Annotated in this window: 22 protein-coding genes and 1 tRNA gene; 17 read left to right on the top strand and 6 right to left on the bottom strand. The window is 49.6% G+C overall.

What is annotated here, in order from left to right; genetic code table 11:
• The first annotated feature begins 118 nt into the window (after positions 1-118).
• The 5 genes from JI741_RS00165 to JI741_RS00145 all read left to right on the top strand — a co-directional run bounded on the left by JI741_RS00165 (position 119) and on the right by JI741_RS00145 (position 2,793).
• Positions 119-571, top strand: coding sequence for a GyrI-like domain-containing protein (locus JI741_RS00165; protein WP_202006583.1), 453 nt, complete (start codon positions 119-121; stop codon positions 569-571).
• Positions 572-590: 19 nt separating this feature from the next.
• Positions 591-1,058, top strand: coding sequence for a VOC family protein (locus tag JI741_RS00160; RefSeq protein WP_202006582.1), 468 nt, complete (start codon positions 591-593; stop codon positions 1,056-1,058).
• A gap of 62 nt (positions 1,059-1,120) precedes the next feature.
• Entirely contained in the window at positions 1,121-1,633 is a 513-nt protein-coding gene (locus tag JI741_RS00155; RefSeq protein WP_369411706.1) for a nuclear transport factor 2 family protein, read from the top strand.
• A gap of 40 nt (positions 1,634-1,673) precedes the next feature.
• Positions 1,674-2,243, top strand: coding sequence for a YkgJ family cysteine cluster protein (locus JI741_RS00150; RefSeq protein WP_202006581.1), 570 nt, complete (start codon positions 1,674-1,676; stop codon positions 2,241-2,243).
• Positions 2,227-2,793, top strand: coding sequence for a hypothetical protein (locus JI741_RS00145; protein ID WP_202006580.1), 567 nt, complete (start codon positions 2,227-2,229; stop codon positions 2,791-2,793). The genes JI741_RS00150 and JI741_RS00145 overlap by 17 nt, the downstream gene beginning before the upstream one ends.
• Here the strand turns inward: JI741_RS00145 and JI741_RS00140 are convergent.
• Positions 2,785-2,973, bottom strand: a complete 189-nt coding sequence (locus tag JI741_RS00140; RefSeq protein ID WP_202006579.1) for a hypothetical protein — start codon at positions 2,971-2,973, stop codon at positions 2,785-2,787. The two genes, JI741_RS00145 and JI741_RS00140, sit on opposite strands and share 9 nt — an antisense overlap.
• A 243-nt stretch (positions 2,974-3,216) precedes the next feature.
• Here JI741_RS00140 and JI741_RS00135 point away from each other — a divergent pair, with 243 nt between their 5' ends.
• On the top strand, positions 3,217-3,756 hold the full coding sequence (locus JI741_RS00135) for a thioredoxin family protein (protein ID WP_202006578.1): 540 nt from the start codon (positions 3,217-3,219) through the stop codon (positions 3,754-3,756).
• 93 nt (positions 3,757-3,849) lie between these two features.
• On the opposite strand, the gene JI741_RS32725 is transcribed toward JI741_RS00135, so the two are convergent.
• Together JI741_RS32725 and JI741_RS00130 are read right to left on the bottom strand one after the other, a co-directional pair.
• Positions 3,850-3,978 carry a hypothetical protein gene (locus JI741_RS32725; protein WP_255534505.1) on the bottom strand — a complete coding sequence of 43 codons (129 nt, stop codon included), beginning with the start codon at positions 3,976-3,978 and terminating at the stop codon, positions 3,850-3,852.
• Between the two features lie 251 nt (positions 3,979-4,229).
• Positions 4,230-5,381 carry a tetratricopeptide repeat protein gene (locus JI741_RS00130; RefSeq protein WP_202006577.1) on the bottom strand — a complete coding sequence of 384 codons (1,152 nt, stop codon included), beginning with the start codon at positions 5,379-5,381 and terminating at the stop codon, positions 4,230-4,232.
• Positions 5,382-5,522: 141 nt separating this feature from the next.
• Between JI741_RS00130 and JI741_RS00125 the strand changes: the two genes are divergently transcribed.
• The 11 genes from JI741_RS00125 (at position 5,523) to JI741_RS00075 (ending at position 20,431) form a co-directional block, all read left to right on the top strand.
• Positions 5,523-6,020 carry a hypothetical protein gene (locus JI741_RS00125; protein WP_202006576.1) on the top strand — a complete coding sequence of 166 codons (498 nt, stop codon included), beginning with the start codon at positions 5,523-5,525 and terminating at the stop codon, positions 6,018-6,020.
• Between the two features lie 6 nt (positions 6,021-6,026).
• On the top strand, positions 6,027-6,527 hold the full coding sequence (locus JI741_RS00120; protein ID WP_202006575.1) for a SixA phosphatase family protein: 501 nt from the start codon (positions 6,027-6,029) through the stop codon (positions 6,525-6,527).
• A gap of 76 nt (positions 6,528-6,603) precedes the next feature.
• Positions 6,604-7,641 carry a ligase-associated DNA damage response exonuclease gene (locus tag JI741_RS00115; RefSeq protein ID WP_202006574.1) on the top strand — a complete coding sequence of 346 codons (1,038 nt, stop codon included), beginning with the start codon at positions 6,604-6,606 and terminating at the stop codon, positions 7,639-7,641.
• On the top strand, positions 7,638-9,215 hold the full coding sequence (locus tag JI741_RS00110; protein ID WP_202006573.1) for an ATP-dependent DNA ligase: 1,578 nt from the start codon (positions 7,638-7,640) through the stop codon (positions 9,213-9,215). The genes JI741_RS00115 and JI741_RS00110 overlap by 4 nt, the downstream gene beginning before the upstream one ends.
• A gap of 687 nt (positions 9,216-9,902) precedes the next feature.
• The gene (locus tag JI741_RS00105) at positions 9,903-10,892 is read left to right on the top strand and encodes a potassium channel beta subunit family protein (RefSeq protein WP_202006572.1); all 990 of its coding nucleotides are present in this window, start codon (positions 9,903-9,905) and stop codon (positions 10,890-10,892) included.
• Positions 10,893-11,004: 112 nt separating this feature from the next.
• Positions 11,005-11,424 carry an OmpA family protein gene (locus JI741_RS00100; protein WP_202006571.1) on the top strand — a complete coding sequence of 140 codons (420 nt, stop codon included), beginning with the start codon at positions 11,005-11,007 and terminating at the stop codon, positions 11,422-11,424.
• Positions 11,425-11,770: 346 nt separating this feature from the next.
• Positions 11,771-12,457: an ABC transporter ATP-binding protein gene (locus JI741_RS00095; protein WP_202006570.1), complete on the top strand. Its 687-nt coding sequence runs from the start codon at positions 11,771-11,773 to the stop codon at positions 12,455-12,457.
• Positions 12,458-12,465: 8 nt separating this feature from the next.
• Entirely contained in the window at positions 12,466-13,818 is a 1,353-nt protein-coding gene (locus JI741_RS00090; RefSeq protein ID WP_202006569.1) for a TolC family protein, read from the top strand.
• A gap of 398 nt (positions 13,819-14,216) precedes the next feature.
• Positions 14,217-16,220 (top strand): 30S ribosomal protein S1, encoded by a 2,004-nt coding sequence (gene rpsA / locus JI741_RS00085; protein WP_202006568.1) that lies wholly within the window; start codon positions 14,217-14,219, stop codon positions 16,218-16,220.
• A gap of 151 nt (positions 16,221-16,371) precedes the next feature.
• Positions 16,372-16,442, top strand: a tRNA-Cys gene (locus JI741_RS00080).
• Between the two features lie 707 nt (positions 16,443-17,149).
• Entirely contained in the window at positions 17,150-20,431 is a 3,282-nt protein-coding gene (locus JI741_RS00075) for a ligand-binding sensor domain-containing protein (protein WP_202006567.1), read from the top strand.
• Positions 20,432-20,451: 20 nt separating this feature from the next.
• Here the strand turns inward: JI741_RS00075 and JI741_RS00070 are convergent, their stop codons facing one another.
• The 3 genes from JI741_RS00070 to JI741_RS00060 form a co-directional block, all read right to left on the bottom strand.
• On the bottom strand, positions 20,452-21,252 hold the full coding sequence (locus JI741_RS00070; RefSeq protein WP_202006566.1) for a helix-turn-helix domain-containing protein: 801 nt from the start codon (positions 21,250-21,252) through the stop codon (positions 20,452-20,454).
• An 87-nt stretch (positions 21,253-21,339) separates the two neighbouring features.
• The gene (locus JI741_RS00065; protein ID WP_202006565.1) at positions 21,340-22,068 is read right to left on the bottom strand and encodes an SDR family NAD(P)-dependent oxidoreductase; all 729 of its coding nucleotides are present in this window, start codon (positions 22,066-22,068) and stop codon (positions 21,340-21,342) included.
• A 22-nt stretch (positions 22,069-22,090) separates the two neighbouring features.
• Entirely contained in the window at positions 22,091-23,083 is a 993-nt protein-coding gene (locus JI741_RS00060) for an SDR family NAD(P)-dependent oxidoreductase (RefSeq protein WP_202006564.1), read from the bottom strand.
• Positions 23,084-23,629 lie beyond the last annotated feature (546 nt).

Here is a 23,629-nt window from a genome sequence, read left to right as displayed (position 1 = left end):
CAAAAAGAAAAACCACTTTCTATCTCACAACCCGCTCAATCAAAAAAAACAAAAAGTTTTTTTTCCTGATGACATAGGGCTGTCACCCCACCCACCTTCCTTTATAAAAAAAACCATCATGCAACTCAAAGAAATATCCCCCACCACCTTCCTGTTCTTCAAAACAGAAACCCACCTCAACGAACTTGGCCGGTTCATTCCGGTTGGGCAGGAGCTCTTCCAGGAAGCAGTGAAACAAAAGCTGTTCATCACCGGTCCCATCCACTGGCACTACTTTGGTTTCACCGGAGAGCCCGACAAACCTTTCACCCTCGAGGTGGCCTTGCCCATCTCGGAAGCTCCTGCTGACTATGACGGCGTTTTCCATATCAAACGCACAGAGCCTTTCAAAAGCGCCGTTACGGTGCACGAAGGAAACTGGCAAACGTTGCCCGATGCCTATGGCCGCCTCATCCAATTTATGCACGACAACAAGCTGAAGCCCAACGGCGCGACCCGCGAAATCTACATCAACTCCGATTTGCATGCACCCGCGGCAAATGTGACCATGATCCAGATGGGTGTTGAATAATAAAACAGACATGACCACTATGAAACGAATCGTGCTCATCATTGGCCTGCTGGTTGGACTGGCGAGCCTGCTGGTGACCTTCTCGGCCCGCAGTCAATCAAACCCCATTGCCATGAAACTGAACGCCGGAATTGTGACCCCCAAACTCGAGGCATCGAAAACATTCTACACCCGCGTGCTGAACTTTGGTGTGACCTTCGAAAATGAATTCTACCTCCTGCTGCACACGCCGGGACACACGGCCGAGATCAGCTTTCTGTTGCCAGACCACGCCTCGCAGCAACCGCTCTTTCAACCGGCGTTTGCCGGCGCCGGAGTTTACCTGACCATTGAGGTCGAGCAGGTGGACAAGGAATATGCGCGCATAAAATCGCTGGGTGTTCCCATTGCCATTGCGCTGCGCGACGAGCCGTGGGGCGATCGCCACTTTGCCATTACCGATCCCAACGGGGTGAACATAGACATCGTGACGTATCATCGACCTTAGCGTATTTTACAGTGGTGTAGTAGGGGAGGGCTTTTGTGTTTCGGGGTGTGAAAATGGTCGGCGTGATTTCGTTATCTTGTGGCATCATTCGCCACGCCATGCACCCACACGAAAACCTGATTAGCCAATTCTACACCGCCTTTCGCAACAAGGACTATGTGACCATGCAGGAGCTCTATCATCCGGAGGCTACGTTTTCGGACCCTGTGTTTGAGGGGCTTTCCAGCAAGGAAGTGAAGGCGATGTGGGAAATGTTGCTTACCTCGTCGAAAGATCTTGAAGTGACCTTTAGCAACGTGACGGCTGACGGCACACGCGGCGGTTGCCAATGGGACGCGTGGTATACTTTTTCACGCACAGGCCGCAAGGTGCACAACCGCATTCATGCCGCGTTCGAATTTAAGGACGGCAAAATTTTCAGACACCACGACACGTTCGATTTCTGGCGCTGGTCGCGGCAGGCCTTGGGGACGTCGGGTTTGTTTCTGGGCTGGACCTCGGTGGTAAAAAACAAGGTGCGCTTCACCGCCCGAAAGGCGCTCGACAAGTTTATGCGCAAGCCCGAAAATCAATAAGCAACAAAAAAGAACCGACCCTTTGTGTTAATTTTGCCCCATGTTGCTAGAAAAAGTGCGGGCCGTAGAAGAGGTTTTTGAAAAACTGGACCAGGAGATTGCGTCCTTTCAAACCGCCACGGCATTGCACTGCGGGTGGGGCTGTGGCAAATGCTGTTTCAAGCCCGACATTGAAGCCACCATTCTGGAGTTTCTTCCCTTTGCTCACTATCTCTACACCAACAACCTGGCGTTTGAGTGGCTCGACAAAATCAACGGGTCGGATGCTGCCCTATGCCACATCCTGAATCCAACCCAGGCCGGCGCCGGTCTTTGCAGCGAGTATAAACACCGCGGTCTCATCTGCCGGTTGTTTGGCTACTCGGCGCGCACCAACAAATATGGCACACGCGAACTGGTGACTTGTCAGATCATTAAAACAGAACAAACCGAAAATTTCCTGAAGGCCGAAGCCAACGTGGCGGCAGGGGAGCCGGTGCCGGTGATGAATCAATTCTACATGCAACTGCATGCGATTGATTTTGAGTTGACACGCGAATTTTTCCCCATCAATGAAGCCATTAAGCGGGCAATTGAGGTTATATTGCACTACTATGCGTACAGGGAGTAGAATTTGGCGGGGATTTTTGTGTGGCATCTGTCTCTTAGGGGCTACCGGTCTCTTCGCGCAAACCAACGACACCACCAGCAACAGGCCTTTCGTTCGCTACTGGACAAAGCCGCTCTTCATACCCAAGCTTGGCGCCGGCTTTCAGGACCGGGCCTTTGCAGAGATCGGCATACAATGGCATTCCATCTACAAACACCCGCTCACGCTGGTGTCTAAAGGTCCCTATTGCACGGTGGACCTCTTCATTAAAGACAACAATGCATTGATTGGCCCGAAGGTGGGCTACGAGTTCACGGCCGGGCTAGTTGGCGTGGCAGCAGACGTTACGTATTTTATGGATCACAGCGGCGAAGGGGGCGTGCACAATGCCTGGGTGGCGACGCCGAAAATAGGGCTGTCTATTCTGGGGTTTGCCAACCTGTTCTATGGCTACTCCATTCCGCTGGGCGAGGAGCTTAACAATGTGTCGCGCAACCGGTTCTCGCTGGTGTTTAACCTCAACACCTACTACTTCGATCTGAAGGATGCGCCGCGCAAGCGGTCAAAATAACACCTGTACAATAATTTTTAATACGGATTCGCGAAGCGCAAGACCTTGCGGAAGGGGCATCCTCTGTGTGAGCGACGCGGTGAGCTCGGGTCGGGTGGCAAACCAGGTGATGGCGATGATGATGGCCACCACAATGCCCAACAGGATGGAAAGTTCTTTATAGGTAAATCGTTGCTTCACGCGGGAAGGCTTTGCCAATGGTGTGCCAAGCGCGAAAACGTGCTTTATGATGTTTTTCGGGGGCTTTGGGGCAATATGTTGTTCGGTTGTGAACATGAAGCATTGGCGATTCGTACACTAAATACTGCCGCTGGTCGGGGAGGTTACGAACCCGTGGGTGGAAAAGATTAAGACAAACGCGGCGAACCTCTTTTCTCCGTAGATTTGTTTAAAATCAGGATAGTCAGGTAAAAACATAAAACCATGAAGAAACTACTGGTAATGATTCCCGCAGCCCTCGGCGTGTTGCTCATCACGGCCATGACGTTGAGAACGCCGGAAGAAAATCCCGTGAAGTGGATGTCGTTTGAGGAAGCGTTGAAGAAGTCGAAAGCCGAAAAGCGGCCGATCTTTATTGATGTATATACCGACTGGTGCGGCTGGTGCAAGGTGATGGACAAGAACACGTTCAGCGATCCGCAGGTGGCCAAGTTGCTGAACGAGAAGTTTTATGCCGTGAAATTTAATGCCGAGCAACACGAAGACATTGTGTTTAAGGGCAACACCTTCAAGTTTGTGCCCAGCGGCCAGAATGGCTATCATCAGCTGGCGGCGGCGCTGCTCAACAATCAGCTGAGCTACCCCACGGTGGTTTTTCTGGACGAAGAGTTTAACATGCTGCAACCGTTGCCCGGCTACCGCAAGGCTCCGGAGTTTCACATGATGGCCCAGTTTATTGGCGAAGGCCACTACAAAACCGAAAAGTGGGAAGCATGGCAAAGTCGTTACAAATCGCCCTATTAAAGCCTGCTGCACAGGATAAACACCGCTCTTAACAAAAAAGCCTTGACATGTGAACTGCCAAGGCTTTTTTATTGGTATTGCTTGCAGTGTATATTAATCCTTCTTGCCGGCCTTTTTAGTCTTAATAAAGTCGACATAGCCGAGGGCTGTGGCAAATCCTACGAGAACCGCTACGATGGCGATGAAAATGTTGGCGCCGTCTCCGATGAATTGATGAAACATGTGAGTAGATTGTTTACTCGACAAAGGTATATGTTGAGGTGAATTCGTGAAAGAAATTCGCATTAATTATTAGTGAACGAACGCTTCTTTCTGCCGTTTGTCTGCAATCGATTTAACCCGTGTTAATGTTCGCCGCCCACAGGATCTGGCCACTATCGCGACGATGGTTGTTGTGATGGTGATGTGAAGCCTCCGAAAACCGGCAGCACGCGCATCCTCATCCAACCCGGGAAACGGCCAGGCCTGGTGAATTACTTTTTGCGACGGGCTTTTTTCTTTACGTAGAAGAAATTGAGCGCGCCCAGAATGCCGAGAATGGCCAGGATGATGAGCAACACAAACAGGCGCGTGTTGTGAAGCTCAAGCTTGGTGATTTCTGACTGCTGACGCTGCATGTCGTATTCCTTTTCCTTCTCCTGAAAGTCGATCACCATTTCCATTTGCGCGATGTTGCGCGAGCTTTCTTCGCCATAGATTTTCTCGCGGGCATCGTCATATTTCAGCATCATGTCGTAGGCTACCTTCCAGTTGTTTTGGGTGGAGGCGTTTTCGGCTTGAGCTTTATAGAGGGATGGCAAAAACGAATAGGCTTGCAGTTGTTCGCACAGGGTGGTGGCCTCGTCGAGATAGCGTTGTGCGGGTGCGGGCTGTTTGGCTTTGGCGTAGGTGATGCCCAGGTTGGTGAGGATGCTGAGCATGCCCAACCGGTTGTCGTTTTCGCGTTCAATGGCCAGTGCCTTCTCGTAGAATTCGATGGCGCGTGGAAAGTTGCTCTGCTTGAAATAGATGTTGCCCATGTTGCTGAGCGGATCGGCGAACTTGATGCCGAGCTTTTCGCTGAGCTGCGACGCCTGCGAGAAATACTTCATGGCCTTTTCGTAGAGCTGGATCTCGATGTTGAGATTGCCCAGGTTGTTCATGGAGCCGATGATTCTGCGTTCGTCTTTCAGGGTCACAAAAAGATCGTATGATTCTTCCAGGTATTTCATGGCCTGGCCATAGTCTTTCTTGATGGAATAGATGGTGGAGATGTTGTTTTTGGTGGAGGCAATGCCCTCCTGGTTGTTGAGCGCTTCGTAGATTTTGAGGGAGGTGATGTAGTAGTCAAGCGCCTTGTCGAGCGCGCCCTGGTTGCGGTAGATGATGCCGAGGTTGTTGTAGGACGCGGCCATCCCTTTTTTGTCGCCGATTTCGGTGGCCAGGTTCAGGGCCTCGCGGGTGTAGCCCAGGGCCTTGACGGGATCGGTGCGCAGGTTGGCCCGGAACAATTCGTTGAGCGTCTTAACTTTATGATCGTTTTTGGCCGTGTCGAGCACAGCCTCAAGGCTGTCGATTTTCTGACCAAAGGCTGACATGGACAGGAACAAGGCAAAAAAGAACGAACAGCGGACGTTTGGAATCATGATTCGGAAAATGTCGAGTCTAAAATTAATAAACTATTCTCCATATTTAGCATGCCGGTGCCAAAAGGTGCAGGGGCCACAACCCTTGCTTCGGGCCTCGCGGCCACGGCGACCCGAACCGCTAATGAACCCCAAACCCGTATGACAAAACACACCCTCTTCGTCGCCAGCCTGTTGCTCGGCACCCTGGGCGTGAACGCTCAACAGACACCCGCCGGGCCCACTCCGGGCGACGTGATTGCGCAGCTCTTCACCGCCATGCAAAAAGGAGACAGTGCCATGGCCCACGCCACGTTTGCCAGCAGCGTGACGTTGGCCACCGTGAAGCGCGACAAAGCCGGCGCACCCGTGCTGCAACGCGAAGCGTCTGTTCAGCCATTCCTCAACGCCATTGGCACACCTCATCCGCAAACCTGGTATGAAGAAATATGGGATGAGAAGGTGCAGCTGGATGGAGACCTTGCACAGGTGTGGTGCGACTATGCCTTCTATCTCGGCAACACCTTTAGCCACTGTGGTGTGGATGCGTTTCAATTGCACAAAGGAAAAGACGGCTGGAAAATTTTCCACCTGGCCGATACACGCCGCACCACCCCGTGCAACATTCCAAAAGCCATCCAACAAAAACATAACCCTTAGCGAGGCATGCTGAAAAATATGATCATGCTGTTGTGCGCACTGGCCCTGTCGCCGGTGGCCATGGCCCAACAAAAAATCACCACGGTGATTCTGGTGCGCCACGCCGAAAAAGTGGCCGACGGTTCTGACGACCCCGAACTGAAACCGGAAGGCACGGCGCGCGCCGCCCACCTGGCCGAGGTGCTGCAACACAGCGACATTGATGGTGTCTATGCCACGCCCTTCAAGCGCACGCAAAACACCGTGATGCCCCTGGCCAAAGCAAAGAACGTGGCGGTGCAGCTCTACGATCCGAAGAAGGCCGACGAGATAGACAACCTGGTGAAGAAACATGTCGGCGGCACCCTGGTGGTGTGTGGCCACTCCAACACCGTGCCGCGCATGGCCAACCGGTTGATTGGCAAGGAGCAGTTTGCAGAGTTTGACGACTCAGCCTATAACAACCTCATCATTATTTCGGTGGTGGAAACCGGAAAGGCCACGAAGGTGACGTGGCTCACCTACTGAATTTATTTTTGAATCGGTCGTATCCTTTTGCGGATCGGTTGTGTTTAGTGAAGAGACATGACTAAAACGATTGCCCATGGGATTGCTTGATTTTACGGCCAAAGGAATTTACTGCCCCGCCGCCGACGTATATCTCGATCCGTGGCAGCCGGTGAAGAAGGCATTGATCACACACGGTCATGCCGACCACGCGCGGTTTGGACATGAACACTATCTGTGCACCGCGGCGGCAGCGCCCGTCATTAAATACCGGCTAAGCCTCACCGACAATGTGCAGCAGGTTTCGTTTGGTGAAAAAATTCTCATTCACGGCGTGCAGTTTTCGTTTCACCCCGCGGGCCACATTCCCGGCTCGGCACAAATTCGCGTGGAGCATCGCGGCGAAGTGTGGGTGTTCACGGGCGACTATAAACTTCAGCACGACAACATCTCCGAACCGTTTGAGCCGGTGAAGTGCCACACGTTCATTACCGAGTCTACATTCGGTTTGCCCATCTACAACTGGAAGCCTCAGCAAGAGGTGTTTGACGATATGAATGCATGGTGGCGCAAGAACCAGGAAGAAGGCAAGGTCTCGATTGTGGCGGGCTATTCGTTGGGGAAAAGTCAGCGCATTTTGAAGAACGTTGATGCGGGCATCGGAAAAATTCTGGTGCATGGCGCCATCGAAAACGTGACGGCCATTTTGCGTGCACAAGGGTTGGCACTTCCACCCACCACACGCGTGACGCCCGACATGAAACGAAAAGATTTTGAAGGCGCCCTGGTGGTGTGTCCGCCGTCGGCAATAGGGTCGGCGTGGCTGCGCAAGTTCGAGCCCTACTCGCTGGGCATTGCGTCGGGGTGGATGGGCTTGCGTGGTGCACGGCGCAGAAGAGGAGCCGACCGCGGCTTTGTGTTGTCTGACCATTGCGACTGGCGCGAGCTGAACCAGGCCGTGAACGAAACCGGCGCCGAGCATGTGTTTGTGACGCACGGCTATTCCGAAATTTTTGCGCAGTGGCTGAACGGAAATGGCAAAGTGGCCCGCGAAGTGAAAACACAATATGAAGGCGAGCTGGGCGAAGTGGCCGAAGCATCGGCAGGTGTGGAAGACAAAACCGCAGAAGAATGAAACGCTTTGCCCAACTCTTCACCGAACTGGATCAAACCACCAAAACGCTCGACAAGATAAAGGCGCTGGTTTCGTATTTCGAAAAGGCCGCCCCGCAAGACCGCATCTGGACCATGGCCATTCTTTCGCACCGCCGCCCCCGCCGCACCGTGAGCGCCACCCTGCTGCGCGAATGGGCCGCCGAACGTGCAGGCCTGCCCGCCTGGTTGTTTGACGAATCGTATAGCGTAGTGGGCGACCTCGCCGAAACCATTTCGCTGGTGCTGCCTGCACCAGAAGAACAGTCGGACGAGACGCTGACCTACTGGATAAATTTTATAAAAAGCCTCGAACCCCTCGACATTGCAGCGAAGAAAGAAAAGATTGTGTGGGCCTGGCAACGGCTTGACGTGGTGGACCGCTTTGTGTTCAACAAACTGATTACCGGTAGCTTTCGCGTTGGCGTGTCGCAGTCGCTGATGGTGAAGGCGCTGGCGAAATATGCACACGTGAAAGAGAATGTAGTGGCCCACCGCCTCATGGGCAACTGGCTGCCCGAAACCAGCACGTTCGAAGACCTGGTGCTGGCCGAAGACACCCAGGACATTTCGCGCCCCTATCCCTTCTATCTCGCCTACGCCCTCGACGACACCGCAGAAGCCCTGGGCGACCCCGCCGACTGGCAGGCCGAACGAAAGTGGGACGGCATTCGCGGCCAGATCATTGTGCGCCAACGCGAACTGTTTGTGTGGTCGCGCGGCGAAGAACTGGTGACCGACAAATATCCGGAGTATGCGGCCTTCATAGACTTGTTGCCCGATGGCACTGTGCTGGATGGTGAAATACTGCCGTTCAAAAACGGCATGCCGCTTTCGTTTAATCAACTGCAAACGCGCATCGGCCGAAAAACAATTACTCCAAAAATTCTGAACGAAGTGCCCGTGGCGTTTGTGACCTATGATGTGTTGGAGTGGGAGGGGAAAGATATTCGCGAGTGGCCACTCACGGAAAGACGAGCATTGCTGGAAACACTTGCCTCCAAAAATCATCCGGTGTTTCAACTGTCGCCGGTGGTGGCGTTTGAAACATGGGAAGACCTGCGGCGCGAGCGGATGCGCTCGCGCGAGTTTTTGAGTGAGGGCATTATGCTGAAGCGGAAAAACTCGGTGTATCGCGACGGCCGACGGCGTGGAGACTGGTGGAAGTGGAAGATTGATCCGTTCACGGTAGATGCTGTGATGATCTATGCCATGAACGGGCATGGTCGCCGCGCTAACCTTTTTACGGACTATACTTTTGCAGTGTGGCAGGGAGATCAGCTGGTGCCATTCACCAAGGCCTATAGCGGGTTGACCGATGAAGAGATTCGTGAAGTGGACCGATGGGTGAAGGCGAATACGCTTGAGCGCTTTGGGCCTGTGCGGAGTGTTAAAGCGGAGTTGGTGTTTGAGATTGCGTTTGAAGGGATTGCGAAGTCTTCGCGACACAAGTCGGGGATTGCGTTGAGGTTTCCGCGGATATATCGCTGGCGGAAGGATAAGGGTGCTCGGGAAGCGAATACGTTGGATGATTTGCTTTTGCTGTTGGAGGGATGAGTTTTTTCGGTGGAATAGAAGGGTTTTTCTTGTTGGTTTTTTTGCGCATTTCATAGCCCGCTCAAGGGCCGCGGGGCCCCGCATATTGCCATCAGGGCTTAACCCTGCCCGCACATGCCATGACCAGGCCAAAGACAGGCTTAGGCCCTGATGGCAATATGCTGAGAGAGGTGTGGGCATGTTGTGTGGGGAGTGTGTGAGTGTGAGTGCGTAATTGGGAGTGTGGTGTGTGAGTCAACTCAACCCGCTCCCGATCGGAGACGCTACACCACACACCCAATCAGGTAGACCACCTAAAACTGCGTTTGACTTGAGTGAGGATGTGACGTGGGTGGCTGGGGCGTTGCTTTTGAAAGTTTTATATTTTACAATACCCACACTTCACACCCACTCCCGCACCGCTCACACCGCATGCCCACACCCCCTCTCAGCATATTGCCATCAGGGCCTGATCCTATCTTTGGCCTGGCAGTGGCATGTGCGGATCGGATCTAGCCCTGATGGCAATATGCGGGGCCCCCGCGGCCCTTGAGCGGGCTATGAAATGCGCAAAAAAACCAACAAGTAACCCTCGTCTATCACACACAACGCCGCGCCAATCAATTTCAAAAAGAACAATATTTATGACATAACCCTTGCCCCACATCCCAACAACCACCAATTTCCCATATCCAAAAACAAACCATCATGGAATACAAACGACTGGGCAAGTCAGGCCTCCAACTCAGCATCCTCTCCTTCGGTTCATGGCTAACCTTTGGCAAGCAAGTGGGCGACACCACGGCCGACGACCTGATGACGGTGGCCTATGACAACGGCGTGAACTTCTTTGACAATGCCGAAATCTATTCGCGGGGGCAAAGCGAAATTGTGATGGGGGAGATTTTGAAAAAGAAAAACTGGCGACGCGACAGCTATGTGGTGTCGAGCAAAGTGTTTTTTGGTTTGGGGGGCGACAACCTGCGCCCTACACAAAAAGGGCTGAGCCGCAAGCACGTGGTGGAGGCCTGCGAGCAATCGCTGCAACGCATGCAGCTGGACTATCTCGATTTGTTTTTCTGCCATCGTCCCGACAAACAAACGCCTGTGGAGGAAACCGTGTGGACCATGCACAACCTCATTCAGCAAGGCAAGATTTTATATTGGGGAACCAGCGAGTGGAGCGCGCCCGAAATTATGGAAGCCCACACCGTGGCCCGGCAGTATTCGCTGATTGGGCCCACCATGGAGCAGCCGCAATACAACATGCTGGAGCGCATCAAGGTGGAGGAGGAATATCACCACCTCTACACCGTGCTGGGCCTGGGCACCACCGTGTGGTCGCCGCTGGCCAGCGGTGTGCTGTCGGGCAAATACAACGAAGGCTTTGTGAAAGAAACCCGCCTGGGCATTGAAGGCCTGGAGTGGCTGAAAGACCGCACCCTGGCCCAGGCCAACCTGGAGCGCGCCCGCAAGCTGACCGCTTTTTCGAAAGAGCTGGGCGTGTCTATGCCCGTGCTGGCCATTGCGTGGTGTTTGAAGAACGAACACGTGAGCTCCGTGATTATGGGCGCCTCGAAGACATCGCAGTTGCAGGAAAACTTTAAAGCCCTGGACGCCCGCGAAAAACTGACACCCGAGGTGATGAACAAGATTGAACTGATCTTGCAGAACAAACCCAAACGCAGCGACTTCTGATAGCAGGGGCAGGGCGACAACGCGGCAACGTTTAGCTTGCGTTTTTTGACAACCGGCAAGAATCGCGGGCGGCGGCGTTTCATTTGTTGTGGTGCTTGCTTAAATTTAGTGTATGGTATCGCGGCTTCTCCTCATCGTGTTGATATGCGTGCACTCGGGCAGGCTTCTGGCGCAGCAGCAGCAGGACGAAATACGCAAAAGCATTTTTTTTGGTGGCGGCAGCTATTATGTAGACGACAACCAGATTGACGAACTCTATGCCTGGCTCGACTCCATTCCCAACATGCTGGACAAATACGACATCCAGTTGATTAGCCACACCGACCCCATTGGCGGCAAGGAATATAACGAATGGCTGTCGAAGATGCGGAGCGAGGCCGTGCAGCAGATCCTGTTGCAAAAAGCCATTCCCGAACGAAAGATCACCATCAAAGACTGGGGCCTCGACAACCCGGTCTACAGCAACACTTCCTACCAGGGCATGCAGATGAACCGCCGGGTGGACGTGATTCTTTATCCCATCATTTTTTGAACATTCAGCCCTGCTTCCCGGGAACGGGAGGGTAGTGGAACGACCGTCGTACACCGTCGAAAGATGGTCGTAAGATCGTCGGAAGACCAGCCTTGGAAAAACGGAGGAGAAAGGAGCATAAAAGGCCGTTTTGAACGGTGCGTCCCGGGACAATGGCCCGCGGGTTCAAATAAACCACAGACAAAGTTGCCTTGTCCGAAAAAGGACACCATTTTGCACAAGCGGACGTGTGAACGCGCAGGAAGCGCCTTTTTTGCACGTCTGAGGCTACAAAACCCCTTGGCATTATTGTTGGCTTCTGCCTGCCCGAGGGGTGAATTCGATGTTTATAACAAACCCCAACTTCATGATTAAACTACAGGACATTGACAAGTATGTGGACTCCCGGTTTCAGCGGACGTTCGTGCTCAAAGGCGTTAACCTCACGGTTGAACAGGGCGAATTTGTGACCATTATGGGCCCCAGCGGCGCGGGCAAGTCTACGCTGATGAACATTATCGGCATGCTGGACGAACCCTCGGCCGGAGAATATTACTTCTTTGACGAGCCCGTGCACAAGATGAAAGAGAAGCAAAAGTCTGACATGCACAAAAACTACATCGGTTTCATTTTCCAGGCCTACCACCTCATTGATGAACTGACGGTGTATGAAAACATAGAAACCCCCCTGCTCTACAAAGGTGTGGGCGGCGCCCAACGCAAAAGCATGGTGGCCGAACTGCTGGACCGCTTTAACATGGTGGCCAAAAAAGATTTGTTTCCCGAACAACTGAGCGGTGGTCAACAACAACTGGTGGGCATTGCCCGCGCCATTGTGGGCCAACCCAAACTGTTGCTGGCCGACGAACCCACCGGAAATCTCCATTCGGACCAGGGCAAACAAATTATGGAGATCTTCAAAAAGCTGAACGACGAAGGCATCACCATCATTCAGGTGACGCACTCGGAAGAGAATGCCCGCTATGGCAAACGCATTGTGCGCGTAGGCGACGGTGCGATTGTGGCGGATGAACGTGTAACGGTTAATGTTTAAATAGACGCATGAAGAAAATTGTATTATCGTTTGTGATGGCCGGTGCCATCTTCAATATGGCCCGGGCACAAGAGCAACCGAAGGTTGCAAAATTGTCGTTCAAAGAAGCCGTGAAGATTGGGTTGGAGAACAACGTGACCCTGAAGCAACAGAAAAATCAGCTGGACTACACACAGGTGAACAAAACGGCCATGATGTTGCAGCTTGGCCCCAGCGTGCAGGGCAACGGAAGTGCCTACAGAAACGATGGTAACTCCTTTAACCAAAACAAAGGCGAGGTGGTGAACGGGGTGATTGACTTCGTGAACGGCTCGGTGAGCGCCAGCATTCCGGTGTTTAACGGCTTTCGCGTGGTGAACCAGTTTAAACAAGCCAACAGCGCAAACGAAGCCCAGCTGCACCAGGTGAACCGTTCGAACCAGGACGTTATTCGCGACGTGTCGAATCAATACCTGACGTGTTTGCTGGATCAGGAGCTGATCAAGATCGACCTTGAAAATGTGCAGACCCAGACCACCCAACGCGACCAGATTAAGGCGCAAGCCGACCTGGGCAGCAAGGCCGAAGCCGACGTGTTTAACCAGGAATATCAACTGAAGAACGCCGAGCTGTTGCTGGTGCGCTCGCGCAACAAATTGAAAAACGACCTGGCCACCCTGGCGTTGACCCTGCAGATTGACCCATCGCTCTACTTTGAAGTGGAGAACGTGGAGTGGGACATTAACAGCCTGGTGGCCGACAGCACTGCCCTGGACCAAATGTATAGCACGGCGATGGGCCGGAGAAGTGACCTGAAGCAGGCTGAGTTTGCCGAACGCGCCGCGCACTATGGCTATTCGGCGCAGAAAGGAAACTACTATCCCAGCATCTATGCGGGGGCGTCGTATGGCTCACGCTACAACTACATCCATGGCGAAGACAACCGCTCGTTTAACGAACAGTTCAGACAGGACAACACCATGTTGAGCTATGGTTTGAATGTGACCATTCCCATCTTTAACGGCTTCCTTTATCGCTCTCAGACGGCGCTTCAAAAAGTGAGCTATGAAAATGCGAAAGTGCGTCATAAAAACGCAGAAGTGACCGTGAAGTCGGATGTGCTGCGGGCCTATCAAAACTTTAGCGATGCCAAGACAAACTACGAGTCGTCGGGCGCGCAGCTTCGGGCCGCCGAGATGTCATACAACATGGAGAAAGAGCGCTATGACCTGGGCATTTCGAACATTGTGCAGTTCACCACGGCCAACCAGGCCTATGTGAAAGCCCAGGGCGATTTTCAGAATGCTAAATTCACCCTCATGTTTCAGCGGCTGCTCATTAACTATGCCATGGGCACTCTTCAGCAGGAAGACATTCCTTAAGACCAAACCCCACATTACCATTACCCACACAATGGCCGAAAGTCTCTGGAAACGGGGACTTTTTGCTTTTGGGGAAGCTTTCATTGGAGCCCCCGGCCAGCGATAGCAACGGAAAGCCCGAAGTGCGGTGGGGTGGGCGAGGGGCGGACTTGCAGTGGATAGCGCGGTTCCGCCAGTTGGAAACTGGCGGAAGGCCGCAAAAAAGTTGTGTTAAAGCCCACATATTCAAGATGCTGACGCTGAAATTTCGCTGATTCTTATTACCTTTGCGACCCCGCTCGAACGAGCTGGGCTGTGTGCATCCTCCCGACCTGTCGGGAAACGGGCGCCAGTAACGTAAAACTAAAGTGGTGCAGCGGGCCCGGCTGCAGCATGTATGGAAGGGCAAACAATCAAGTATGGCAAAAATTTCAAAACCAGGCGAAAGACCTAGAAAAGTGGTGGAATCGCCCGACGCTAAGGGTCTTGCGAAGAAGGCTAAAGGCGAAAAGATCGACATCGACGAAGAAGATCCTTTGGCTGAAATCAAATCGCTTCAAAAAGAAGAAATCTCCACAGAAGCCATCCCCGTTTCTGAACTGAAGAAAGCGAAGTATGAAAAACAAATTCCCGGTGAATTTGATTTTGATGCTTTCGATTCGAAAGGTTTTGGCGAAGGCTACTCGAAAGACAAGCGTGCCGAAATGGAGCAAATGTACTCCGGCACAGTGACGTCGGTGAACAGTGGCGAAGTAGTGAAAGGTGTTGTGGTAGGCATCAACGACCGTGATGTGATCCTCAATATCGGTTTCAAGTCGGACGGTCTTGTGCCGTTGGCTGAATTCAAGGAAATGACCAACCTGAAAATCGGTGATGCAGTTGATCTGTTCATCGAAGAACGCGAAGACGCTATGGGCCAGCTTGTGTTGAGCCGCAGAAAAGCGAAACTCGTGAAGGGCTGGGAATATGTGCAAACTGCACTTGACAAGGACGAAGTGATTGAAGGTTTTGTGAAACGCAGAACCAAAGGTGGTCTGATCGTTGACGTGTTTGGAATCGAAGCATTCTTGCCCGGTTCACAAATTGACGTGAAGCCTATCCGCGATTTCGATATCTATGTGAACAAGTCGATTGAAGTGAAAGTTGTGAAAATCAACTACACCAACGACAACGTGGTAGTATCGCATAAAGTCCTGATCGAGAAAGATCTCGAGCAGCAAAAAGCAGTGATCCTCACCAACCTCGAAAAAGGTCAGGTGTTGGAAGGTGTGATCAAGAACATGACCAACTTCGGTGTATTTATCGACTTGGGTGGTGTTGACGGATTGCTCCACATCACAGACATTAGCTGGGGACGTATTAACCATCCTGAAGAAGTGCTCAAGCTTGACCAAACGGTTAAGGTTGTGGTGCTCGATTTCGATGGCGACAAGAAGAGAATTTCGCTGGGCATGAAGCAACTCACGCCTCATCCTTGGGATGCTCTGCCTACAGAGATCCAGGTAGGATCGAAAGTGAAAGGCAAGATCGTGAACGTGGCCGACTACGGAGCGTTCCTCGAACTGCAACCCGGTGTGGAAGGTTTGATTCACGTGAGCGAAATGAGCTGGTCGCAACACCTGCGCAATCCTCAGGACTTCATGAAGGTTGGCGACGAAGTGGAAGCTGTTGTGCTGACACTGGACCGCGACGAGCGCAAGATGTCGCTCGGCATCAAACAACTGACCGAAGATCCTTGGACACGCCAGGACGTGCTCAGCAAATATGCTGTAGGCACCAAACACAAAGGCATTGTTCGCAACCTGACCAACTTCGGTTTGTTTATCGAACTGGAAGAAGGCATCGACGGCCTTGTGCACGTGTCTGACCTGAGCTGGACCAAGAAGATCAAACACCCTTCGGAGTTTGTGAAAGTGGGCGAAACCATGGAAGTGCAAGTGCTGGAACTGGATGCGTCAAACCGCAGACTGGCCCTGAGCCACAAACACATGGAAGAAAACCCTTGGGACACTTTCGAAACCATCTTCACAATTGGTTCCGTACACAAGTGTACCATCATCAGCAAGAACGACAAAGGAGCCGTGTTGGAACTCCCCTACGGTATTGAAGGCTTCTGCGCTGCGAAAAACCTCGCCAAAGAAGACAATTCGAAAACCGAAGTGGGCGAATCGCTCGACTTTAAGGTGCTGGAATTCTCGAAAGACGACAGAAGAATTGTGCTTTCGCACAAGGCAATCTGGTCGGCCGAAGAAGAGAAGCCGGTAGCTGGCGGCGTGGCGAAGAAGAAGCCTGCCCCTGCAAAAGGCAACACCATCCAGAGCATCAACCAACAGTCTGAGAAATCGACGTTGGGCGACCTGGAAGCGTTGAGTGCCCTGAAAGAGAAAATGTCGGGCGGCAGCGGCGACGCGAAAGCCGAATAAGGATTTTCTGATAGAATGAAGGGAAAGGTGACTGAATTAGTCACCTTTCTTTTTTACTACCCCCGTTGCAATCACCCCCGTTTTTTTTAGTTTTGCACACAGTTTGGGAAAACGCGGCGGGTAACGACCCGGGCGCCCCGAGCGGCAAAATGGTCTCGTGGCCGAGTGGCTAGGCAGAGCTCTGCAAAAGCTTCTACAGCGGTTCGAATCCGCTCGAGACCTCGGAAAAAGTCATCTGCTAATGCGGATGACTTTTTTTGTTTATAGTCATTGAGGCAGAGCTCTTCCGTCAGCTGGCGGATTCTACAGCGGTTCGAGTCCGCGTGAGGCCTCGGAAAGCCTTGAATATACTCTGATTCGAGGCTTTTTATTTCATTAGTAAACTACTAGTAAACGATATTGGCTATTACTCGCGGCGCCTTAAGAGAATTTAAGAAATACTGTACATCAGAAAATAATGTGCGCAGGTCAATCTTTCCAGTGTCCCAACCTGTAGGCTAACCAATTTTCTCAGAGGTATAAAAATAGATGTATAGGAATATATAAGAACCTAAATCTATACACGTTCCCTGTCCTTTAAAACGAAGTCCAATCGCCAGTTTGTTGGAACGTGTAACAAGCTATCAGTATAGACCACTATAAAGCCGCAGGCAAGGGATCCCCCTAACTTTAGTTTTTTTGAGTCTTTGTGCGATGTAGATTCCCCGTTGTTTTCTGCAAATTCGGTATCGATAGCGTGTCAAGGATTTCTCCCGAAGCGAGAATAAAATTTGGACTGCCGCATTGCGAATGACTTTTAACAGAGATACGGGGTAGAGGAATTTGTTATAAATTAGTAAATGCCTCCACAGATTTCTACACTCCCATTACTTGTACTGCTGTCATCGATTGTGTTTATATCACCCCACTACGCATATAGCCAGGAGAAATTGGCTACACCCATTATCGCCTATAACTATAGCTTAACCACGGAAAACGGACTTTCGCAAAACAGTATCGCGTGCGTAATCAAAGATAGTGAGGGCTTCATGTGGATTGCTACCGGCAATGGTCTTAACCGATTTGACGGGTATTCATTTGTCAAGTTCAATCATTCTGATGATGACTCTTCCAGTATTAGCAACAATGCCATTCAAAACATGTTTCTTGATAGTAAGAAAAGGCTGTGGGTGGGTACATACGATGGTCTAAATCTTTATGATAGCAAAACGGAAACATTCAGAAGATTTCTGATAGAACCGTCTCACAAGAGCGCCACTCACAATACAATACTTCATCTTTTGGAGGACAACCATCGTCAACTTTGGGTCAGCGCGTTTGGTGAAATTTATAAAATAGATATTGAAACCTTTAGCATAACAAAATATGATCATCGAAGCGACAGTACCGGACTTTCTACCATCGGTGCACTATTCGAAGATAGAAATGGAAAAATCTGGGCCTCTACCCGCAATGGCATTTGCATTATGGGTTCAACAGGTATAGAACGTACTATATACCCTAGTGAAACCAGAGGGGGTTTGCCTCCTGATGATGCCATCATCTGTATGGTTCAAGACCATACAGGAGCTATATACTTTGGTACGAACGGCAACGGAGTACTTCGCTTAGATGACGAAAATGACACGACATTCGATCGCTTCACATACGACCCTGGCGAACCATTTTTTGGCACTGATATTATTAGCTCATTGGCCATAGACAAAGATGGAAAACTTCTTATTGGCACCGATGGTGCGGGGATATATAAACGGGATGATAACGGAACATTCAGACAGATTCTTGGTAGTCAAAACAGGGTCCTTCACAATGGAAATATAGTAAACATATTTGTGGACGAGCAAAATACATATTGGCTAGGCCTATATGGCGGTGGTATACAAGTTGTCTATGGAGGCAGCAGGCGCTTCGAGCACTACCGATACTTCGACCTTGCTATGGAAAGTATTGGAAAAAATTCAGTTCTGGCAATTGCAGAAGATCAACATCAAAAAATATGGATTGGAACAGATGGCTCCGGGCTATATAAATTCGATCCGGAATCAAAATCATTCACATCGTACCGGCATTCGTCAACCAATAAAAACAGCATACGCTCCAACGTAGTAAAATCATTGCTGGTAGATGAAAAGAACAACATATACGCAGGTACATTTGGAGGGGGGCTTAATTACCTTGATACCAAAACAGAACGCTTCTCTCACTATATGCATGTACCCGGCAAAAAAACAAGCATAAGCACGAACCACGTCTGGTCACTTTTACAAGATAGCCACCATAGAATATATGCGGGCCAGTTAGCAGCACTGGATGAATTCTTCCGGGATAAAAAAGAATTTAAACCTCTTCTTGTCCGAGGCTCGAAACCCACCCCTCCGGTTTATTGTCTGAAGGAAGACAGAAAAGGAAACATTTGGATAGGAACGCGATTGGATGGGATCTACCGCTACGATCCTCGAACAAAGATATTCAAACCATTTTTAAATATACCGGAAGACTCTACAAGTATACCAACCAACGAAATCATAGACTTCCAGATAAACGCTGACGGAAAGCTTTTGATAGCTACTGGTAATAAGGGATTGATTTTATTCGATCCTGAAAAGTCTGACTTCAAACAAATCGATGATAGCTTCAAAGGAAAAAAGATCACAAGTATACTCGAAGAGGATTCACACAATATATGGTTTACCTCCGGTGATGGCATGCACAAATTTGATCCGTCAACATCAGTAGGGTATAGCTACACGATAACCGATGGATTGCAGGGAACTGAATTTAACGAAGGAGCCCGGCTGAAAAGCTCAGACGGTACATTCTATATGGGCGGCACCAATGGGTTAAATATTTTTCGTCCTGAGAAAATAACGGACGACACTACCAAAGCACGGGTCGTGTTTACACAACTAAGTCTTTTTAATATACCTGTCAAAGTCAACGACAAGACCGGGCTTCTCACCAAAGGTATATCGCAAACGGAATCAATAACCCTGCAGGCAGACCAAAACGTTTTCTCGCTTGAATTTTCATGTCTTGAATTCAACTTCCCTAAAGAAAACAAGTATCGATACTATCTGGAAGGGTTCGATAAAGCGTGGAACGACGCGAACGCTAGTCGCACGGCTACCTATACCGATCTGCCGGCAAGTGATTATACATTGAAAGTAAGTGTTTTGAACAGAAGTGGACAGTGGGATGAAAACGCAGCCAGCATCCAAATTATAATTATCCCCAGGTGGTACGAACGATTAGAGACAAAAATCGGAGCCGCTATAGTTCTTATTATACTCACCGTATTTATTATTCACTTCCGTACAAAAATGCTACTCAAACAAAAGATAAAACTCGAACGGCTCGTTGAAGCACGCACCAATTTGGTGGAGATGCAAAAGAAAGAAATCAAGGATAAGAATATTAAGCTGGAGCAGGCTTATGAAGAAGTAAATTCTACAAATGAAGAATTGTGCCGGGTCAATTCAAACCTTGAAAAACAGGTTGAAAGCAGAACGGCTGAGTTAACCCTCACCATTAAGAAGCTTATTGAAACAGACAAAGGGCTTGAAACATTTCTTTATCGATCCAGTCACGATCTCAGAGGGCCTATCGCCACCATACTCGGCTTGGCTCACCTGGGTAAGGCGCAACAGGACGTAGACGAATTGACGCTGTACTTTGCAGGTATTGAGAAGACTTCAACGCGTATGCTGAGACTTCTCAAAAGGCTGGATCAAACGAGTTCGCTTTTTCGCGCACAGCGTACGTTGGCAAATATTCACGTTGATGACCTGATTCGTGAAATCAAAAGCTCCATTGAGGGACTGAACACCAACGGCGTTGTAAATATTGAATTCGAAAATAAAGTCGGGTCGGTCATTGCCGGTGATGCGAGTTTGCTGCAATGCATTATTACCAATCTTATGGAGAACAGCATTGTTTTCAGAAGTGAAGCCAACGCTTTTGCCAAATGTATACTGGCCGTCGATGATCAACACCTTGTTGTAAATGTCGTAGACAACGGGACCGGCATCCCGCCATCGGCCATCGATCAAATATCAAACATGTTTTATCGCGGTTCGGAAAGGTCGATTGGCAATGGCCTTGGACTATTTATGGTTAGAAAAGCATTGGAAATACTGGAGGGTACCATGGAGATCAGCAGCGAACCTTATGTCATGACAACCTTTACCATTAGAATTCCCTGCGCATGGTAGGCTTCGGGATTATTCAACTTTTAGCCGACCAGTGCAGAGGGTGCATACCCGAACTGCTTTTTGAATGCATGCGAAAAATGCGAGAGGTTTTCAAAGCCCACCTCGTAACATACTTCGATTGGCTTCTTTTTCTTCTCTACAAACTGGTAATGTGCCAGTTCCAAACGTTTTTGCGTAAGCCATCGCTGAGGAGTGGTATTGAATGCCTTACTGAAATCCCGTTTGAACGTGGTCAAACTTCTTCCTGTGAGATAACTGAATTTTTCCAAAGGCAGGTTGAACATGAAGTTTTTCTCCATGTACGTAACCAGATCAATTTTTCCAGGCTCTTCAAAATTCGCCAGCACATTATCAATTCGTTTATCGATGGTTCTCAGAATGCTAATGGCCTCGGTGATCTTCAAAGAAGCAATTTCCTTTGGCAGCTCTTTCATATCAAAGTAAGGAATGAGAGATGAGAGGCAGCTTTCCAATAGCGGATGATTGTTGTAATGAAGAATTCGCTGTTCTGATACTTTTGGTTTCACATTCAGGTTCGCATAGAATTCGCGTAACCTGTTTGTAGAGAGGTGCATGACAACAGTCTTATGGGGGCTACCATCTTTCGGATAATTGATAATCGTGGCCAACTGGTTTCTGGGAATCAGGAAGATGTCTCCCTTTTTAAAAATGTACGAGGCATCGGCTTGTACGATTTTAGTTTCCCCCGAGATAAACCAGACCAGCATGTGATGATCGAACATGATGTCCGATTTAAAGAACTTATCCTCATACCAGGAAAGTTTAATGTCATCGGTTATATACTTTGCTTTAAATTCCATTTTGTCTTTCAGTTAATGTTCAGCAAACAATGTCTGCAAGTGAATAGTCAATTCTTATCTGCTCATTCCGGTCCCAGCAGTCTTATGTTACACGGATTGGCCTCCGTCAATGAGAAAATTAGAACCCGTAATAAATGAGGCATTTTCTCCTGATAAAAATGTGATCAGGTCTGCCACTTCACTGGCTTTTCCGAACCGCGCTAACGGAATGCTGCCAATCATTTGTTCCTCTACACTTTTATCCAGGCCAATTTTATTCATAATCTCCGTAGCCACAGGGCCAGGGCTGACGGAATTTACACGAATTTTTCGCGAAGCTAACTCAAGGGCAGCAATTTTCATTACGGCATTCAATGCTGCCTTGCTTGCTGCATATACCGATGCACTTGGTGGAGAAATGGTGGCAGACGTGGAGGATAATAGTATAACCGAAGCGTTGTCATTCAATAAAGGAATGAGTTTACTCAATGTAAAATAGGCGCCTTTGAAATTGACATCCATGATTTCATCAAACATGCTTTCCGTCATAAACTCGATGGTTGCGAATTTTGTAATACCTGCATTGATCAGTAATATATCCACTTTACCAAATTGCTGCGCAACTTCTGCTGCCAGCTTTTCAATGTCCGGCAATATGGACTGATCTGCCACTAAACCATTTACGTTTAATTCATGGGCAGCTTTTTCAATGGCTTCCTTTCTTCGACCTGTGATGATCACGTCGGCTCCAGCTTCACGCAAAGCTTTGGCTGTTGCATATCCTATTCCACTATTGCCGCCTGTTATCAAAGCAACTTTATTTTTAAAACCTGTCATAGTAGTGTCGTCAAGAAGGTGATTAAATTTTGAATGTGATGCCGGTGAGTTCTTCACTCAATGTCCACAAGCGCTTGGCACTGGCTTCGTCTAATGAATATGATTTTACTCCGGCAGACATCATGGTATCAGAAGCTAATTCAGCAACTTCACCATCCTCGCAATAAACACCTCCAATCGTGTTAAGCTTTGGAGTCGTGGCACACCACACGGTGGTGGCGGCACCTTGGGGAATAGTTTTTAACGAGGCAGCGACTTCTGGCAAGAGGTTTCCATCTGCATCGAGGAATCCCATTTTCTGAAATAATTCCAATGATGCTTCTCTTCCTAACTCGGTTCCTGCGATAGAGCCTGGATGTACGCTGTAGGCGCTTACGTTGGATGATTGTGCACGACTGTCCAACTCCATCGAAAACAAGTTAACAGCTGTTTTGGATTGACCATATCCTTGTAATGTTTCGTATTCCCGGTTTGTAAAATTCGGATCATCAAAGTTGAACGGTGCAAACTGATGACCATGCGAAGAAACATTTACAACTCGCGCACCATTTGCTTTTGTAAGTGCAGGCCATAATCTGGCTGTAAGTTGAAACTGAGCCAGGTAGTTTGTTGCTAACTGCGATTCAATGCCACGGATATCTTTGCGTAGCGGAACCCACATAATGCCAGCATTATTAATGAGTAAGTGAAGTGGTCTGCCCGAAGCGATGAACTTTTTAGCAAAGGCATCAATGGAATCAGGATTCATTAAATCCATTGCATCCAATTCTACATTGGCAATGCCATTGAGATTACGCTTTGCTTTTTCAATGTCCCTTGCAGGCACGATTACCGTGGCGCCAGCGGCTGCCAATGTTCGCGTCGTTTCCAGCCCGATGCCGGTATTACCTCCGGTGACGATGGCGATTTTTCCTGTAAGGTCGATGCCGTTAATTACTTCATTTGTTGTTGACTTGGCGTTAAACCCAGAAACCACCGGTTTCTGCATCGCTCCCTGATAATTGTTTTGTCTCATGATGTTAATTCGTTTTTGTTGAGACAAAAGTAGAAGCTCTCAAAGCCCTCGACTTTGTTTAAAAGTCCGAAAATGCTTTGTTTAAAAGTCCAGCCTTATGGGGCTAGAAAATGGGTGCCGGTTGAGACGAAAACCTTTCGTCTTCAAGACCGAGGGTATGATCTCAGACAGAAATTACTTTTCGAAGATTGAACGAATAGGAACTTCGTCTCGTGCGGATACATTGCGCAAGAGTCACGAGTTTGTGGTTAAGAGTACCAACAATGGAAGTTCGTGGGACACCTATCAGAGTTAACGACACCATTCGGAAAGTAATCAACTGTACTTCGAAAAGCTAAATCAGCGTCTCGGTACTCCGCCCACCCACAAAACACACTTTCCAAAATCCGAGTCTAAGTCGGAGCCGGTTTGAAAAGCCGCGGCAGCTCCAAAACCTAAATCAGCCAAGACTCTTCTTGCGTTAGAATTTCCCGGAACCTTCTCGTTTGTTCAACTTGTAGCCGATGAATGGGTCCTCTGTCGAGCCATCCATTTTTCAAGCAGATA

This window comes from Chryseolinea lacunae, assembly GCF_016735595.1.
In the GTDB taxonomy this organism is placed as follows: domain Bacteria; phylum Bacteroidota; class Bacteroidia; order Cytophagales; family Cyclobacteriaceae; genus Chryseolinea; species Chryseolinea lacunae.
The sequence above is the reverse complement of the archived record's forward strand: the minus strand, read 5'-3'. Positions and strand labels throughout refer to the sequence as shown.